The organism is Clostridium sp. DSM 17811, assembly GCF_018861905.1.
Classification (GTDB): domain Bacteria; phylum Bacillota; class Clostridia; order Clostridiales; family Clostridiaceae; genus Clostridium_AD; species Clostridium_AD frigoriphilum.
This window is the reverse complement of record NZ_JAHLDU010000017.1, coordinates 34691-51520: the sequence shown is the minus strand read 5'-3', so window position 1 is coordinate 51520 and position 16830 is coordinate 34691. Positions and strand designations below refer to the sequence as shown.

Annotated in this window: 13 protein-coding genes; 2 read left to right on the top strand and 11 right to left on the bottom strand. The window is 32.7% G+C overall.

What is annotated here, in order from left to right; all coding sequences use genetic code 11:
- Nucleotides 1-75 precede the first annotated feature (75 nt).
- A complete protein-coding gene (locus KPL44_RS17980; protein WP_216252968.1) occupies nucleotides 76-1608 on the top strand; it encodes a response regulator transcription factor in 1533 nt (510 codons plus the stop codon).
- Nucleotides 1608-3422 carry a sensor histidine kinase gene (locus KPL44_RS17975; protein ID WP_253201843.1) on the top strand — a complete coding sequence of 605 codons (1815 nt, stop codon included), beginning with the start codon at nucleotides 1608-1610 and terminating at the stop codon, nucleotides 3420-3422. Before KPL44_RS17980 ends, KPL44_RS17975 begins: the two co-directional genes overlap by 1 nt.
- A gap of 54 nt (nucleotides 3423-3476) precedes the next feature.
- On the opposite strand, the gene KPL44_RS17970 is transcribed toward KPL44_RS17975, so the two are convergent.
- The 11 genes from KPL44_RS17970 to KPL44_RS17920 all read right to left on the bottom strand — a co-directional run bounded on the left by KPL44_RS17970 (nucleotide 3477) and on the right by KPL44_RS17920 (nucleotide 16810).
- Nucleotides 3477-5546 carry a beta-galactosidase gene (locus tag KPL44_RS17970; protein ID WP_216252965.1) on the bottom strand — a complete coding sequence of 690 codons (2070 nt, stop codon included), beginning with the start codon at nucleotides 5544-5546 and terminating at the stop codon, nucleotides 3477-3479.
- A 323-nt stretch (nucleotides 5547-5869) separates the two neighbouring features.
- On the bottom strand, nucleotides 5870-7327 hold the full coding sequence (locus KPL44_RS17965; protein ID WP_253201835.1) for an amino acid permease: 1458 nt from the start codon (nucleotides 7325-7327) through the stop codon (nucleotides 5870-5872).
- Between the two features lie 76 nt (nucleotides 7328-7403).
- On the bottom strand, nucleotides 7404-8192 hold the full coding sequence (locus KPL44_RS17960) for a cobalamin B12-binding domain-containing protein (protein WP_071611629.1): 789 nt from the start codon (nucleotides 8190-8192) through the stop codon (nucleotides 7404-7406).
- Complete coding sequence (locus tag KPL44_RS17955) at nucleotides 8192-9748, bottom strand: lysine 5,6-aminomutase subunit alpha (protein WP_216252963.1); 1557 nt, start codon at nucleotides 9746-9748, stop codon at nucleotides 8192-8194. Before KPL44_RS17955 ends, KPL44_RS17960 begins: the two co-directional genes overlap by 1 nt.
- A 1-nt stretch (nucleotide 9749) precedes the next feature.
- On the bottom strand, nucleotides 9750-11219 hold the full coding sequence (locus tag KPL44_RS17950) for a MutS-related protein (protein ID WP_216252960.1): 1470 nt from the start codon (nucleotides 11217-11219) through the stop codon (nucleotides 9750-9752).
- Between the two features lies 1 nt (nucleotide 11220).
- A complete protein-coding gene (locus KPL44_RS17945) occupies nucleotides 11221-12264 on the bottom strand; it encodes a hypothetical protein (protein ID WP_253201834.1) in 1044 nt (347 codons plus the stop codon).
- Nucleotide 12265: 1 nt separating this feature from the next.
- Nucleotides 12266-13519, bottom strand: coding sequence for a lysine 2,3-aminomutase (gene ablA, locus KPL44_RS17940; RefSeq protein ID WP_216252959.1), 1254 nt, complete (start codon nucleotides 13517-13519; stop codon nucleotides 12266-12268).
- 35 nt (nucleotides 13520-13554) lie between these two features.
- Nucleotides 13555-14592 carry an L-erythro-3,5-diaminohexanoate dehydrogenase gene (locus KPL44_RS17935; RefSeq protein ID WP_216252956.1) on the bottom strand — a complete coding sequence of 346 codons (1038 nt, stop codon included), beginning with the start codon at nucleotides 14590-14592 and terminating at the stop codon, nucleotides 13555-13557.
- A 15-nt stretch (nucleotides 14593-14607) separates the two neighbouring features.
- Nucleotides 14608-15267 carry a 3-oxoacid CoA-transferase subunit B gene (locus tag KPL44_RS17930; RefSeq protein ID WP_216252954.1) on the bottom strand — a complete coding sequence of 220 codons (660 nt, stop codon included), beginning with the start codon at nucleotides 15265-15267 and terminating at the stop codon, nucleotides 14608-14610.
- Nucleotide 15268: 1 nt separating this feature from the next.
- Nucleotides 15269-15922, bottom strand: a complete 654-nt coding sequence (atoD, locus tag KPL44_RS17925) for an acetate CoA-transferase subunit alpha (RefSeq protein WP_216252952.1) — start codon at nucleotides 15920-15922, stop codon at nucleotides 15269-15271.
- Between the two features lie 66 nt (nucleotides 15923-15988).
- Entirely contained in the window at nucleotides 15989-16810 is an 822-nt protein-coding gene (locus KPL44_RS17920; protein WP_216252950.1) for a 3-keto-5-aminohexanoate cleavage protein, read from the bottom strand.
- Nucleotides 16811-16830 lie beyond the last annotated feature (20 nt).

The following is a 16830-nucleotide window of genomic DNA, read 5'->3' as shown; positions in this document are numbered from 1 at the left end:
TGATTATAACTTCATTTAACTATATAATTACTATGTAATCGTTAATTGAAAAATTTGGTTAGTATGGGGGTTATGATGATTAAGGTACTAATAGTTGATGATGAAATTTTCACAAGAGAAGGAATAATCGCTGAAATTCCTTGGGCTAAACTAGGTCCTATTGAAATAGAGCAAGCCTATGATGGTATAAATGCTCTTGAAGTCGCAGAAAAGTTTGAGCCTGATATTTTATTAACTGATGTAAAAATGCCTAGAATGAATGGAGTAGAATTATCTTTTGAACTTAGAAAAAGCTACCCTACCTGTGAGATTATATTTTTGAGTGGCTATTCGGATAAACAGTATCTAAAATCAGCTATTGAGCTTAAAGCCGTTAGTTACGTTGAAAAACCTATAGATATTGAAGAACTTCAATCCGCAATTAAAAATGCAATAACACTTAAACTAAAAGAAACAGAAAATACTTTGAATATTAAAAATAATATTGCACTTAAGCTTATTGAAAAAAATGCTGATTTCTATAATTTAGGTAAATATATTGATGTAATTCCTGAAAGTAAACTTACAGGGACTAGTTTCATTACCATTTTAATTAATATTTTAAATAAAAACAAAATCATAGAGGAGGCTGTTCTCCTTGAGCTAAAAAGAATAGTAGTTAAATCTAATTTCAATTGTATTCTATGTTATAAAGAAGACGATCTTATACTTATGCACTTATACTTTCATACTGACATAAACTCTTTGTCTGTTAATACCATATTAGAAAATATATATAACCTAATATCTGAATATCTAAAGAGTTTCACAACTTTTTTTATATGCCAAGGTAAAAAAGTTATAGGTCCTACAAATATACCGATTTCCTACAGCTTTGCTGTGGACGCATTGAGCAAAGCTTTTTTTTATGATTATAATTCTGTAATTTATTATGATAAAATTAGCCTCCTTGTTTACAACTTAGATGAAAATCTTGTTGAAAATTTCACAAAAAATCTATTAAATGAAGATAAACAAAACAGCATTCTTCTAATTAACAGGCTTACTTCTGAAATAAAAGGGAGTGCTTCTACTCCAATAAATTATACAAAAGATGTTTATTATAGACTTTTACATCAATTATTAAAGTTTTCATATGACAGAAACTTAATCATAAATCAAAATGATTTGGATAATAAAAGTCCTTTTGAATATCTTGCGAATTCTTACACCCTTATGGATATCAAAAGTTATATGATAGAAAAAATACATACTATTTTTGACGCTGTTGAAGAAAAAAATTCGAATATAAACCCTGTTTCATCTATCCTAAAATATATACATGATAATTACTCAGATGTAGCTTTGTCCCTGCAAAATATTAGTAATAAAACTTATCTATCCACTGCATACATGTGCTCCATATTTAAAGAAGAAACTGGGACAACTATAAACAGTTATATTACCAAGTACAGAATTAATAAAGCAAAAGATCTTTTAAAAGACCCTCACATGAAAATTATTGATATAACAACTAAAGTAGGATATGGTGATGGAAATTATTTCTCAAAAATATTCAAAAAAGAAACAGGTTTAACGCCCTCTGAATATAAGAAGAAATTTTTGTGATGAGAAGGATAAAATTTTCAAATCTAAAACTTATGCAAAAATTCCTGTTATCTTATTTCATACTAATAATAATTCCATTGATTCTTTTATCTTCTATAACATACAAAACGGTTTCTACCATTTTAGAAACCTATATTACCTCTGCAACAAAACAAGCTTTTGAGCAAACTTATTCTTTTTTATCATATAAATTATATAGAGTTAATGATGTTTCAGATATAATTTCTAATGATAATAATATTACAACAATTGATAGTAATTTAATTACTATCCTTGGTAAATCCCCTAATACATATCCTATAAATGAACAAATTAAAGATATGTTTTTTCTGCGCAAATATCTTAGTTCTTATGAGAACGATATTGATATAAGTAATTTAAAACTCTATGTAAATAACGATTTTCTTTATTCCAATGAAGACTATAATATGTTTAGCCTTAATAAGGCCAAAAATTCTAAATGGCTTACTATATTCAAGGAAAATAACACAAGAAATTTATGGTGTCCTAGTTCCTATCTTGAGGATAAACCTAAAAACTCTACTAGAGAACTTTCCCTTGTATCTGCTATAAAAAATCCAAATGACTTTTCCAAGGATATTGGGTTTCTTCGTGTAGATTTTAAAAAATCAATGGTTGACGATATTATAAAAAAGACAAATTCAGTAGATGGTAGCTTTACATATATACAAAATTCCAAAGGGGTAGTTGTATCCTCTACAGATGACTCTTTAATTGCTAAATATAATCTTAACAATACTTTAGCCACCAGCCTTTCATCAAATACACAAAATTTTCAAAAGCTTACTATAAATAATAATAAATGCCTTTTGAAAAGCTCATTAATAAATAATACAGATTGGTATATGACGACAATTATACCTTATGATAGTATTCTTGTTAAAATTAAATTTATAAGAAATACCTTGATTTTGTTATTAAGTATACTTGGAACAATAGCTTTTACTCTTGCATACTACTTTTCAAATTCAATAACTAGAAGAATTACAAAACTTAATAAGGCTATGAGACAAGCCCACACGGGAAGCCTTGAAACTTATATTAAAGATTCAAGTTCTGATGAAATCGGTGAGCTCATAGATAATTATAATTTTATGATTACTAAAATGGTAATACTTATTGATGAACAGTATAAATCTGGCAAGGAAGTTAAAAATGCAGAATTAAAAGCCCTTCAAGCACAGATAAATCCACACTTTTTGTATAATACTTTGGATATGATAAATTGGATGGCTTTCAAGGATATGAATAAAGAAATCAGTAGCGCTGTTAAGAGCCTCGCAGGTTTTTATAAGATAAGTTTAAATAAAGGTAAATCTAAAGTCTCCATTAAAGATGAATTAACACATGCCTCCCTTTATGTTGATATTCAAAACATGAGGTACTCAAACAGAATAAAGCTCACAATAGATTTACCCGAGGAGCTTTATCGTTATAGTATTTTAAAGATAACACTACAACCTATTTTAGAAAATTCTATTTCACATGGCATTCTTGGCCGTGGTAATGTCAGCGGAGAGATAATAATTAGTGGTAAATTAGAAAATAATGATATAACTCTATATGTGAAAGATGACGGTATCGGTATACCTGAGGATAAAATAGATAAAATCTTAACAGATGATATAAGTAGTAAAACCGGAAGTGGTTATGGTCTTAAGAATATCGATAAGCGATTAAAACTATCTTATGGTGAAGGTTACGGCTTAACTTTTAAAAGCCATTACGGACATGGCACTACAGTAGAAATTAAAATTCCAGCTACCGTGCATGAAGATGGTTTTGTATTATAATTCAAAAAAAATAAAACACAGGATTCACGCGAGTCCTGTGTTTTATTTCTTATTTTATATCAAAGATTTTCTCTTCATAATTTTAAAACCATATGGCGTTAAGTTAATTTCTCCTTCTATTTTATTTCCAGAAAGTATATCTTCATATGAATTTTCATCTAAAGAAACTTTTTCATTACAATTATTAAAGTTCATTAAGAATATAAAGTCATTATCACCATCAGTTCTTAATTGCGCTGTAACTCCCTGTGGTAATTTTGTCTTAACTGTTTGTTTAATCCCAAGTCTCCTTATTAAATCACCATAGAATAACTCATTGAAATCATCTTTATTTCTCGATGCAATATAATAAGCAGAGCCGTCTCCATATTTATTAACTGTAAGAGCAGGTCTTCCAGCAAAGAAATCTGATTTATAAGTGGCTAGTACCTGTGCACCTTCAGCATGTATCAAATCAATTAACTCTACAGTTTCATATTCACCTTTTAGCTCTAACTTATTGCTATTATCAAATACTATATTATTTACTTCCCCATCATAAAGACTCTCTATCTCTTCTGACCATATTCCGAGTACTTTTCTAAGAGGTCCTGGGAAACCACCAAGGAAACACAGATCATTTTCATTTACTATGCCAGACCAATAGGTTGCTACAAACGTTCCGCCATTTTTTACAAATGCTTCAATTCTTTCTCCTACACCTGGTTTTACCATGTAAAGCATAGGTGCTACAAGCAATTTGTAACTAGAAAAATTACATTCCATATCAATTATATCAACCGGCACGCCACTTTCCCAAAATGGTTTATACTGCGCGTATACAGTGTCTTCATATTTGATTCCACAATTTCTTGGGCCTTGTGAATCATTTATAGCCCACCTATTTTCCCAATCAAATATTATAGCAACTTCTGGTTGTACACTAGTCCCTAAAATTTCATCTAACTTTTCAAGAACCGTACCCACCTGCGTAACATCTTTAAATACTCTAGTATTTTCATGACCACAATGATCAACTACTGCTCCATGAAATTTTTCACTTGATCCTCTGCTTTTTCTCCATTGAAAATACTGCACTGTATCTGAGCCGTGAGCAACAGCCTGAAGAGACGAAAGCAGATGCATCCCAGGCTTTTTAAGCTTGCTAGTAGCCTGCCAATTTGTACCACTTGGAGTGCTCTCCATTAACATAAATGGTTTACCACCCATTAAGCTTCTAAATATATCATGATTCATAGAAATCCTTGAAGCTAAAGAAGATTCATCTGCATTTTCATGCCACTTTGGATAATTATCCCAAGAAACTATGTCAAGTACCTCTGTAAACTTCCAATAATTTAATCCATCAAATAGTTCCATAAGATTCGCTACAACTGGCAATTTAGGATTTATTTCTTTTAAAGGTTTTATTTCTTGTTTACAAAAATCAACCGTTTGATCTGTAACGAATCTCTTCCAATCTAGGCTTAATCCATGTACACCAGCTTCCCCATGAGGCGCTGGCGACTCTATTTGAGACCAATCTGTGTAAGTATGACTCCAAAAAGTAGTCCACCAAGCATCATTCAAATTATCTAGAGACATATATTTATTTTTAAGCCAAGTTCTAAAAGCCTCCTGACATAAATCACAATGACAATCCCCACCATATTCATTAGAAATATGCCAAGCGACTATTCCAGGATGATTTGAATATCTCTCTGCCAATTTTCTATTTATAATTTGTGTCTTTTCCCTATAAACTGGAGATGTAAAACAGTGATTATGTCTTTGACCATAAAGATTTCTAACTCGATTTGCTCCTACTCTTAGAACCTGCGTATACTTAGCTGCCATCCATGCAGGACGTGCTCCTGTTGGAGTAGCTAAAATTGTATAGATACCGTTTTCATAAAGTTTATCTAAAACATAATCAAGCCACTTAAAATTAAATACTCCTTCCTCGGGCTCTATTGTAACCCATGAAAATATACCTATAGACATTACATTACACTTTGCTAGTTTCATAAGTCTTATATCTTCTTCAAAAATTCCAGGATATTTAAGCCATTGTTCTGGGTTATAGTCTGCACCGTGATAAAAGTGCTTTAGCTTCTCATTTATTAATGGAAATTTTTTTATCATTTTTTCACCTCATAAAATATTTTTTTAAACGCTTACAATTTAAATAATATGCATTCCAATTTAATAGTATTAGTAATATTATCTATAATAATAGCATTATTTTAATGTATAAAGTATAGTAAAATGTTTTGAACCTAGTAAATTATTCTCTGCTTAAAAAAACATTACATTATAAATAACTAGAGTGAATAAAATTTGATAAATTGTCAATAATTTAAATACACCAACCTATTATTAAATTGGTAAATAAGTAAAAAATAAAAATACTGCACTAGGATCCCCCTAAGTGCAGTATTTTTATTGAATTCTATTTAAATTAGAAATTATTTTTCATCATGAATGTGCTTCGTACTAAAATCAATTTCTTTTAGATTAACAATCTTTGTTTTATTCTTTACCTTATATACTAGCCATAAAAGTAAGAATAAAGGTAGTCCAATATACGAAGCAATTATATTTTTCCAATCAATTGAATCCGCTGTGAAATAGGTTATTCCCTGCCCTAATATAACAATTACACATAATACTAGTGCAAGAATTGGCCCAAAAGGAAATAATTTTGCCTTATATTTTAATTTAGCCAAATCTTTTCCTTGAGCCACAAATGCTTTACGGAAACGATAGTGGCATATTGCAATTCCTACCCATGCTATAAATCCAGCTAAGCCCGAAGCTGCAACTAACCACATATACACTGTTTCTTGTGCATATAAACCTACTAAGAAAGACGCCGAGGCTACTAATGTAGTAATTACTAATGCATTTACAGGAACCCCTCTCGAATTTACTTTACAAAGAGACTTTGGTGCCCTTCCTTCTTTCGCCATTGCATATAACATACGACTAGCCGCATACATTCCAGAGTTACCACATGAAAGAACTGATGTTAAAACTACAGCATTCATAATACTTGCAGCTCCTGCAATACCTGCCCTTTCAAAAATAACGGTGAAAGAACTTGTGGTCACGCCAGCTTGAGTAAACGGTATCAATGCACTGATAATAAATATAGCTCCTAAATAGAATATAATAATTCTCCAAAATACGCTTTTAATTGCTTTAGGTACATTTTTCTCTGGATTTTCACTTTCTCCAGCAGCTATACCAACGAGTTCTGTTCCCTGAAAAGAGAATCCAGCAATTAAAAAAACCATTAATATTCCTTTAAACCCAAATGGGAATGGTCCTTTAGCACCACTTTTAGGATCTAAAAATGTAAAATTTGAAAGTCCAATATGATGATCGCCAATTATTCCAAAGATCATTGCAACACCTATTGCTAGGAACACTAGAACTGCTACAACTTTAATGCTTGCAAACCAAAATTCTGACTCTCCATAAGCCTTAGCAGAAAGCATATTTAAACCAAATAGTAATACTAGAAAACCAACACTCCAAACAAGTGCGGGTACACCAGGAAACCAATATTGCATAATCATAGCTCCTGCAACCATTTCAACTGCAACAGTAATTGCCCAGTTGTACCAATAGTTCCAACCTAGCGCAAATCCAAATGCTGGATCAACAAATCTTGATGCATATGTTTCAAATGAACCAGTAACTGGCATGAATGTAGCCATTTCCCCTAAACTTGTCATTAAGAAATATACCATTACACCTATAAGTGTATATGCAACTAATGCTCCTCCTGGACCTGCTTGTTGCACTGTACCGCCTGAGGCTAAAAATAGACCTGTTCCTATTGCTCCACCAATAGCAATCATTTGAAGATGACGCGGCTTTAATCCTCTTTTCAATTCACCTGTTTTTACTTCACCCATTGTAAATACCCCCTTATTTAATAGCTACTTAACCTTAAAAAAGTAGTAAGAAGATGTTGAAAATTTTATATTCATACTAAACTAAACCTCTCTCAACCATTTCTGTGATAGCAAAACTTGCTACGTCACCAGCGAATTTACCTGGTCCAAAACCTGCATCGTACCCAAGTTCTTTTGCAAGTTCGTGAGTTATTCTTGGGCCCCCACAAATTAACACAACTTTATCTCTAATCCCTTCTGCTTCTAATAGTTCCACTAAATTAGTAAGGTTTTTTATGTGTATATCCTTTTGGGTTACTGTTTGAGAAACCAGAAGAACATCCGCTTTAAGCTCTATAGCTTTTTTAATAAATTCTTCATTTTCTACTTGGCTTCCTAAATTATAAGCTTCTATCATAGGATACCTTTCAAGACCATAATGTCCTGCAAATCCCTTCATATTCATTACGGCATCTATTCCAACTGTATGGGCGTCTGTTCCTGTACTAGCTCCAATTATTACAACTTCACGTTTAATATTTTCTTTTATATATTCTCCAACTTGTTTCATATCCATTATTTCTACTTCTACTGTTTGAACATGTACATCTTCATAGTTTACAGTATGCATTAATGAACCATAAATAACATAAAAAGAAAATTCTTTATCTAAAGCTTCATGATGAGCACAGTTTGTATCAACAAGGCCCATAGATTTTGCAAGTTGAATTGCAGCTTCCACTCCTCTTTCATTATTTTCTACAGGAAGAGTAAAACTCACTTGAACCTTACCATCATTCATAGTATCTCCATAAGGTTTAAGCTTTGTTAGGTCTAAGTTTTTATTGAATTCTTTAACCTCTAATGAATATTGTCCTCCACTCATTACTTCTTCCCCCCTAACATTAGATCTACAAATGGATTAAAGTAAGCTTTTTCTTTTTCTACAACTCCTGCAAGTCCCTTTCCACCATTTAGTGGCCTCTTAATTCCGGCAAATTTTCCTTGTTGCAATGTGCTAAATAAGCCTTCTTTTTCAATCTCTCCAATTAGATCTGCTGCTTTGTTTAATACCTCATCCACTCTTGTTTCCATTATGCCTCCTTTTTTAAAGGTAATTTCTGATCCTAAATCCTTCATAGTCCTAAATACATATTGAGCATTGTCTATTGATAACGCTCTATCTGACATAAATGGAGTGTGGATTGCTTCTGTCAGCATTCCAAGAAGATGTAATTTTTGTCCTGTCATAATAGTAACCATGTTGAATAATGCATCTTGCACTTGTCCTTTAAATATATTTCCAGTCATGAACTTAGTTGGTGGCATATATTTAAGTGGTGCTCTCGGGAAGATTTCTCTCGCCATTTGTGCTTGTGCTAATTCATATACAAATCCATTTTCAACATCTGGGCTTATTTCGAATGCATGCCCAAGTCCCATTTGTTCTTCTGGTATTCCAGCAACTAATGCAAATTGTTCATTTATAAATTGTGATGCAAGCACTGTATGAGCCTCTTCTACTGCATCTGATGTAGTTAAATAATTATCTTCCCCAGTGTTTATGATAACTCCAGCATATCCATTAATTATTCTTGAAAAATACTGGTCAACTATCGTTCTTTGCATATTAATATCTCTGAACAGAATTCCATATAGTGCGTCATTTAGCATTACGTCTAACCTTTCTATTGCTCCCATCGCAGCTATTTCAGGCATACATAAACCAGAACAATAATTGCAAATTCTAATATATCTTCCTAATTCTTCTCCCACCTCATCAAGTGCAGTCCTCATAAGTCTAAAATTCTCTTGAGTTGCAAGTGTTCCTCCGAAACCTTCCGTTGTAGCCCCATATGGAACATAGTCAAATAAACTTTGCCCTGTACTTCTTATTACTGCAATTATATCTGCACCTTGTTTTGCCGCTGCTCTTGCCTGGATTATATCTTCATAAATATTACCTGTAGCAACTATTACATAAAGATAAGGACTACTTTTATCGCCAAATCTTTCAAGATATGATTCCCTCTTATCTCTGTTTTGTTTGATTTTGAAAGTCATTGCTTTAGCCACTTTACCAACAGCCGTTTTGATCTCAAATTCTTCGTGCATAGGTATTTTAGTTAAATCTATTTCACCCTTTGATACTTTTACTGATATTTCTTGTGGTGAAAGTCCAGTTTCAACCATAGCATTTCCGATAAACATTGCGGCACCAAGTGCTAATCCATTACCATCTTTAATGTTGTCTACCACAATATTGGGAATTGGCACGAAAGCTTCATCTACACCATCAATACCTAAAAGTCTACATACTGTTCTTTCTACTGTTACTGTAGTATGCATGTCAATAAATTCTTGAGTATCTTTTGCTATGTTTTTAGCTGATTGTCTAGCTTTTTCAACGAGATCCCAATTTAAATTCAATTTGCTTTCCATTTTACTCCTCCTCTTTATAGAAACTTTTTGCTATACTTACTATCTCTTCATCAAGGCCTAGTAATATTGCTATATTAAGTGCATCTTTTGGTACTCTATTTTCTTTTGAGACTTTTTCTAGTTTATACTCCATATGTTCTTGTATTATTTCAACAGATTGAGTTTTATTTAGATTTATCTCATTTTTTAGGGCATTTAAATCTACATTTTTGAGCCCAGTTACTTGATAATGCACCATATTATCTTTCACCACTCCGTCATAATGAGTTGAGATTAAGCTTATTGACTCAAATTTATTCAAATATTTTGAAAGGGCTCTCACAAGATAATAACCTTCTTTTGGGTTAGTGCCCCTTGCAAACTCATCTAAAGCTACAAATCCATTTTCTCTCGCTGCACACTCTACCACTTCTTTTAGCTTTATTATTTCTGCTCCAAATGTACTTAACCCTTTGGAAATGGATTGCATATCATCGGATACAAAATGAATAAAATTAAGGATTGGGAATTTTGATTTTTTAGCGAATACGAAAAAGCCCATTTGCCCAAGAAGTAAATTCAAAACAATAGTCTTTAGGGTCACACTTTTCCCACCCATATTCGCCCCTGTTATAATAGTCGTACCTCTAGACAAGCTTAAACTAACTGGGGTAAATGCCTTCTTACCTTTTTCTAATATCTCTTTGATTTCAGGATTAAAGGCTTCAATAAATTCAATTTCCATCTTCTCAGAAATTTTTGGTCGAGAAGCATTATAAGATAATGCTAAATTTGCTTTAGCAATTAAAAAGTCTAATCTTCCTATTGCTTTTATATTTTGGTTTATAATTTCTGTTTTTTTAGAAATTTGAAGTGTTAACTCTTTTCTAATCCTTAATTCTTCCTCTTCTTCTTCTATAACTAAATCTAATCTTTGTTTTCTTAATTCACTTATTTCCTCTTCGGTTATCGCCATAAAAATTTCTTTTTCCTTTTGTCTTTTCTTTTTGCGAGTATATTTCAAAGTTTCAGAATACTCATCATAAACATAAAAGGTAGATATTCCATTTTTTTGTGGATCTAGAAGATAAATAATTTCATCTAGAGAATTCAAATGAATTTCATCTATATTAAGATGTAATTTATCCAGGATATTTTTTAATTCTGTTACTAATATTGAAAAATATTTAATTTCATATAACTCAACTTCATCTAATGATTCAGCCTCATTACATCTTTTAATAGAATTTCTAATATCTTTCATAATGCAAAATATTCTACCTATTTTGTTATACTCATAAGTATTAGTTTTTATGGATTTAATTATATTTTCTAGGTTATTTAACTCCTTTGTTAATTTATTTATTTCGCAGGTTTTAAATGGCCTAATATTTTTGCTCTCACAAAGTCCATAAGAAGTGATTATCCCCAGCTTATCCATAACGAAGGAAAAGCCAATTTGATCTCTCTGCTGCTTATCTAAAAACTTCATTTTACTCCCCTCCAACTACATCAAATACAGGTATATTTAATTTATTGCGAAGCTCATGTAAAAACTTATTTCTATCAAATTCATACCCATAAGGTGATTTTGGATTGGATGTAACACATACTATATTAATAGATTTTATTGTTTTTATGATTCCACCTCTATTTTTAAATTTATAAAGAGTTTCCCTAGTTAAAAACAACTTTGTTCCGTCTTCAACTAGGAAAGTTACTCCCTTATAGTTGTTCGTGGATGTCATAATTTCTTCTAATAGTTTGTCTGTTACTACACCTTTGATAACAACATGTGTTGTATTTTTGTCTAATAACTGCGCAATCTCTTTAGATGCTCCAATTGATGTAATCACAGCTAACATCCTTATAGCATTATCTCTGTCAATAATACCTATTTTGCCTTTGCATAAAATTTCCTTCGCACTCTTTAATACTTCCATATCTTTTTCACTCTCTAATGATAATAAATTCACTATATGACAGGTTGCGTCTATTACCTTTACCATACTTTTTGACATTGCTGCTCCAGTTGATAAAATTGTAGCATTAGTAATTGATGGTGATGCAAAAGTTTTTCTACTAAAAGCACCATCCACAATTACAAGCTTACTTCCAAAGCTTTTAAGTTCATTGCATATTAAAGTCATATAAGAATTTATAGAAGTACCACCTAAATCCACATATCCATCACTTATTGCTCTGCATATAATTATTTCTCCCATAGGAGTATTAAACCCAGTTGTTTTTAAAATCTCGCGAGTTATATCACTATTTAATAAACACTGTTTTGCTGTCGCAATTATACTTCCTTTTTCTATATAAATTTTAGGTTTTTCGGTTCCAGTTACTCTATCTGTTTTTTCACCGTCACGTCCTATAGATGTAAGCCCAAGGGATATTCTCCCTCTAGCTTCTCTTAAAATATGATTTAGAGTAGTTGTTTTCCCTACATTTTTATCCATCCCTATTATAGAAATGCTTTCATAATCGCGAATCATATTGAAAATGCTGCTTATATTTTTTATATCTTCCATTTTACTCGTGATGTCCTCTTAAATTTCTCTCAAGTCCAACTGGTTCCATTGACATTTGTTGATTATTTAATAATCCAGCTACTCCCACTTTGTGAACCTTTTTGACTCCTTCGCATACTTCACAATGGCAACCTGAAGTATAGCTAGTTGGTTGTTCATAAGTAGTTATAACACCCTCAAAGTTTCTGAGTACTACTTTTTCAGGACTTTGAGATATAACATAGTTTGGCATCACCGGAGTTTTCCCACCTCCGCCTGGAGCATCAACAACAAATGTTGGCACACAGAACCCTGAAGTATGCCCTCTTAAAGCTTCAATAATTTCTATTCCTTTAGATACTGGTGTTCTAAAGTGCTCAAGCCCCATTGAAAGGTCGCATTGATAAATATAATATGGGCGAACCCTAATTTTGACAAGCTCATGAACTAAATCCATCATTACATGCGTACAGTCGTTAACCCCTCTTAAAAGTACTGATTGATTTCCAAGAGGTATTCCTGCATTTGCAAGCCTTTCGCAAGCAATTTTTGCTTCCTGCGTAATTTCATTTGGATGATTAAAATGAGTATTTAACCAAATTGGGTGATATTTCTTTAACATATTAACTAATTTTGGCGTAATTCTTTGTGGAAGAACTACAGGTACTCTTGAACCCAGTCTTATTATTTCAACATGGGGTATATCTCTTAATCTTTCGATTATATATTCTAATTTGTCATCATCAACAAGTAGGCAATCTCCACCTGATAATAATACGTCTCTTACTTGCACCGTATTTCTGATATATTCGATTGCTTTATCTATTCTTGCCATTGGCAGATCACTATCGCTATGCCCTGCGAATCTTCTTCTTGTACAGTGCCTGCAATACATGGAACACTGATCAGTTATTAATAGTAATACTCTATCTGGGTACCTATGAGTAAGCCCCGGCACTGGAGAATCCGTATCTTCATGTAGTGGGTCAAGTAAATCAGCGTGCGCCTTGTGTAATTCAAGTGCTGTTGGTATAGCCTGTTTTCTTATTGGATCATTTGGATCATTTATATCTATTAAAGAAAGATAGTAAGGAGTTATTGCCATTCTTAATGTTTGTAAACATTTCCTTGCTCCTTCTTCCTCATCTTCTGTTAGTGGTATATATTTTTTAAGTTCATCCACAGTCTCAATTCTATTTTTAACTTGCCATTTCCAATCGTTCCACTGCTCATCTGTTACATCTTTAAATAGTTCGACTCTTCTATTAACCCTCATGTCAGCCCCTCCATCGTATAATAATTTATCTATAACTAAACATATAATTCTTCGAATATTCCTCTTAATGTCTCATTTTCCCTTAACTCTTCAAGCGTTATTTCAGCATGTCCTTTAGTGTATCCATTTCCTACAATCATGGTAATGTCTTTACCTACTCCTTCAGCTCCAAGTGCTGCTTTTGTAAAGCTTGTAGACATAGAGAAGAAGTAAACTACTCCGCCATCTTTTACAGGCAGTATTGTTGACATTTCAGTATCGGAAACGTTTACCATATTGATTGCAACATCCACTTCACACCCATTGTTGCACTCCAGAGTAGCATTCATTACATCAATAGCAGCTCTAGCATCACAAATAACTATTTTCATTTTTAAACCAAGTCTTTTCAATCTCGTTTTTTCTTCCTCGTTTCTTACAAGTCCAATAACATTTCCTGTTGGTCCTACCCTCTTAACCGCTTCATAAGAGCAAAGCATTCCCGATTTACCTGCAGCACCAAGTAAAAGAACTGATTGACCTGGTTTAACAAGTTTGGCAACTTGAGCTGCTGCCCCTGCAACGTCTAATGCTGCTAATGCTAAATTTTCATCCATATCTTTTGGAAGTTTTGCATATAATCCACTTTCAAACAAAATAGCTTTTCCTTTTATCACAACTCTATCTATGTCCGGTTTAATATCTATAATTTCATCTATTTTTAAAGGAGTTAACGATAATGAAACTAATGTGGATATTTTGTCTCCAACTTTAAGATCTATTTTTCCATCTAATGCTTCACCTATTTTTTCGACTGTTCCAATAAGCATTCCACCTGATCCAGTTACTGGATTTTGCATCTTTCCTCTTTCTGCAACAATCTCAATGATTTTAGCTTTTATTTTTTCGATGTCATGTCCAGCTTCTTCATCTATTTGGGTAAAGCTAGCTGAATCTATATTTAAAGCATGAACATCTATTAAAATTTCATTATCGTATATATTCATATCATTTGAGATTTTTGCTGCTGGCTGTGGCATAACACCTATTGGTTGAATTACCCTGTGTGTTCCGTATTTACATCCTTTTTCCATAATCAATTCCCCCCTTTATATATCCATTATTTTCAAGTTCTCTGATATAATCAATTCAGCCTCAGTAAGTGATTTAACTTCTTCAACTGTTGTATCTTTATGAATTTCAATAAGTACAAGACCTTTATCCGTAACTTCCATTACTCCAAGTTCTGTAACTATTAGGTTAACTTGTGCTTTTGCTGTTAACGGTAATGTACACATCTTTAGTATTTTAGGAATTCCTTTAGCTGTATGTTGCATTGCAATAATAACCTTTTTAGCTCCTACTACTAAATCCATAGCGCCACCCATACCAGGAACCATTTTGCCCGGCACAATCCAATTAGCTAAGTTACCTTCTTGATCTACTTCTAATGCTCCAAGGACAGTTATATCAACATGTCCGCCTCTTATTAAAGTAAAAGACATTGCAGTATCAAAGAATGCCCCACCGGGAATTATTGAAGTAAATTGACCTCCTGCATTAATTACATCGTTGTTTTCTTCTACTGGGGCCGTTCCCATTCCAATCATTCCATTTTCCGATTGGAGAGTAACATGTACACCTTCGGGAATATATTTTGTAACTAATGTTGGGAGCCCTATACCCAAATTAACAAGTTGGCCATTTTTAAATTCTTTTGCAATTCTTTTTGCAATAATTTGTTTTGCAAGTTTACTATCTATACCCATATTAGTTATCCTCCCTAATAATATAATCAACCAGTACGCATGGAGTAACAATATTGTTTGGATCAAGATCCCCAACTTTAACAATCTTTTTAGCTTCAATTATTACAATTTCTGCAGCAGTAGCTATAATGGGATTAAAGTTTTTTGTTGTTCCATAATAAATTGCATTGCCAATTTCATCTACCACACTTGCATAAACAAGTGCTAAATCTGCTTTAATTGGAGTCTCTAACAAATATTTTTTTCCTTCTATTGTAAGTTTTTGTTTTCCTTCTTCTATCATAGTACCAACTCCAGTTGGCGTAAGCACTCCACCAAGTCCAGCTCCAGCTGCTCTTATTCTTTCAATTAGCGTTCCTTGTGGCACAAGTTCTACTTCTATTTTTTCCTCTGTCATAAGCCTCCCTGTTTCTGCATTTGTTCCTATATGAGAAGCTACAAGTCTTTTAACTTGACCATTTACTATAAGTTTTCCTATACCTCTATCTACATAACTTGTATCATTTGCAATTATAGTTAAATTTTTAATATTTGTTTCTACTAATAAATCTATAATCTTTTCTGGTGTTCCACAGGCTAGAAATCCTCCTATCATTATTGACATTCCGTCTTTAAGTAGAGGTCTAATTTGTTCTAACTCTACAACTTTATTCACTTATTTTGCCTCCTTCTATTCATTTTTGGGATAGAACAACCTTTATCGCTTAACACCTATCTTGATTTAAGGTAATAAACCTAATATTTTTCTTGCTTCATGTGGAGTTGCAATTTCTCTACTAAGATCCTTCGCAATTCTAACTACTCTTTCTACTAATTCTGCATTTGATTTAGCCGGGATACCCTTTTCAATATATACATTATCTTCAAATCCAACTCTTACATGCCCACCCATAATAATGGCCATAGCTACCATTTGAAACTCATATTTCCCAATTCCTGATACTGTGAAAGTACTTCCCACTGGTATACTTTCTTGCATAAATACTAGATCTCTTGGTGATGCATTAATCCCACCATTTACACCCATAACAAAATTAAAATGCATTGGTGTTTTTATAAAACCTTTCTTTTGAAGTCTTATAGCCATGTCTACCATTCCCTTATCAAAAACTTCAATTTCCGGTTTTACGCCGGATTCAATCATCCTTTCTCCAAATTCTTTAATTGTATTTTCAGTATTTACAAATATGTCATCTCCACCAAAATTACAAGTTCCTGCATCTAAAGTTGCCATTTCTGGTCTAAGATTTATAGGTTGTAATCTTTCTGCGTTACTCATCCCTACCGCTCCACCGGTTGACGGTTGAATGATTACATCTGGGCACCTTTCTTTTATAGCTTCCATGCATGCCTCGAATCTTATTAAGTCTTGAGTAGGTGTTCCATCATCTTTCCTTACATGCAAATGAATAATGCTAGCTCCTGCTTTATATGCTTTTTCAGCTTCCATTGCTATTTCAAGAACAGTATAAGGCACATTTAAATTATGTTCTTTTGTAACTTCCGCTCCGCATATAGCTGCAGTAATTATTAATTTTTCCATCTGTTACCTCCTTGTTGTTC

Bases quoted from the DNA above. Each gene is read 5' to 3' on its own strand.
- KPL44_RS17980 (WP_216252968.1), top strand. From the start codon at position 76: ATGATTAAGGTACTAATAGTTGATGATGAAATTTTCACAAGAGAAGGA.
- ablA (WP_216252959.1), bottom strand. From the start codon at position 13,519: ATGAGGGTTAATAGAAGAGTCGAACTATTTAAAGATGTAACAGATGAG.
- KPL44_RS17970 (WP_216252965.1), bottom strand. From the start codon at position 5,546: ATGATAAAAAAATTTCCATTAATAAATGAGAAGCTAAAGCACTTTTAT.
- KPL44_RS17955 (WP_216252963.1), bottom strand. From the start codon at position 9,748: ATGGAAAGCAAATTGAATTTAAATTGGGATCTCGTTGAAAAAGCTAGA.
- KPL44_RS17960 (WP_071611629.1), bottom strand. From the start codon at position 8,192: ATGAGTGGAGGACAATATTCATTAGAGGTTAAAGAATTCAATAAAAAC.
- KPL44_RS17930 (WP_216252954.1), bottom strand. From the start codon at position 15,267: ATGGGTATAGATAGTAAACTTGCAAAACAAATTATTGCAAAAAGAATT.
- KPL44_RS17975 (WP_253201843.1), top strand. From the start codon at position 1,608: ATGAGAAGGATAAAATTTTCAAATCTAAAACTTATGCAAAAATTCCTG.
- KPL44_RS17935 (WP_216252956.1), bottom strand. From the start codon at position 14,592: ATGGAAAAAGGATGTAAATACGGAACACACAGGGTAATTCAACCAATA.
- KPL44_RS17965 (WP_253201835.1), bottom strand. From the start codon at position 7,327: ATGGGTGAAGTAAAAACAGGTGAATTGAAAAGAGGATTAAAGCCGCGT.
- KPL44_RS17945 (WP_253201834.1), bottom strand. From the start codon at position 12,264: ATGGAAGATATAAAAAATATAAGCAGCATTTTCAATATGATTCGCGAT.
- KPL44_RS17920 (WP_216252950.1), bottom strand. From the start codon at position 16,810: ATGGAAAAATTAATAATTACTGCAGCTATATGCGGAGCGGAAGTTACA.
- KPL44_RS17950 (WP_216252960.1), bottom strand. From the start codon at position 11,219: ATGAAGTTTTTAGATAAGCAGCAGAGAGATCAAATTGGCTTTTCCTTC.